Below are 626 nucleotides of genomic sequence, written 5' to 3'. Positions count from 1 at the left end.
GTTATGAGGCTTTAAAACGTATTAAATTATAAGAGGTGTAGCATTTGGGAGTAGGACAAAGATATGCTGTTATTCAACTCAAAACAAAGTATAATGCTGCATTCTTAAAAAGTGAGTTTGATAAATGGGAACAACGCATTGATGATATGTACGCTTTACATTATCCAAGAATGTTTATTGATCCATACACTATGCAGTTGTCCTATGAATCAAACCACATTGAAGATTTGGCATTAAGTATTATTGAAGAACGTGAGAAGCTAGAGAAATTTAAGCATAAATCTAATCATGATTTAAAGAAGTTTAACATAATACTATCTAACTATAGTGAAAGTGAACAACGTCAGATAAAGAGGTATCAAAGAGATGACGTATTAGCTGATGAGAGCCTTATATTACGCATATGTGAGGACATAAGCAACATAGATAGTAAGGACAAGAATAATAGAAATACTGCTATACAAGAAGAAATTAAAGCTGATAAAGAGCGACGTAGGGCAGAAGGTAAAGCACGAAAAGAAAGAATTAAAGCGCGTATGAAACGAGCAAGACAAGAAAAGCTTTTACAAGCAAATTAAACAGAAAGAGGTATGCATTATGACAACAACTACTTATCAAGGTACATC

At 32.9% G+C, this 626-nt stretch carries 1 protein-coding gene; it reads left to right on the top strand.

What is annotated here, in order from left to right; all coding sequences use genetic code 11:
- The first annotated feature begins 44 nt into the window (after window positions 1-44).
- A complete protein-coding gene (locus HMPREF2663_RS09195; RefSeq protein WP_070846292.1) occupies window positions 45-578 on the top strand; it encodes a hypothetical protein in 534 nt (177 codons plus the stop codon).
- Window positions 579-626 lie beyond the last annotated feature (48 nt).

The organism is Staphylococcus sp. HMSC077D08 (assembly GCF_001837945.1).
Lineage (GTDB): Bacteria > Bacillota > Bacilli > Staphylococcales > Staphylococcaceae > Staphylococcus > Staphylococcus epidermidis.
This window is presented reverse-complemented; position numbering and strand designations above follow the sequence as displayed.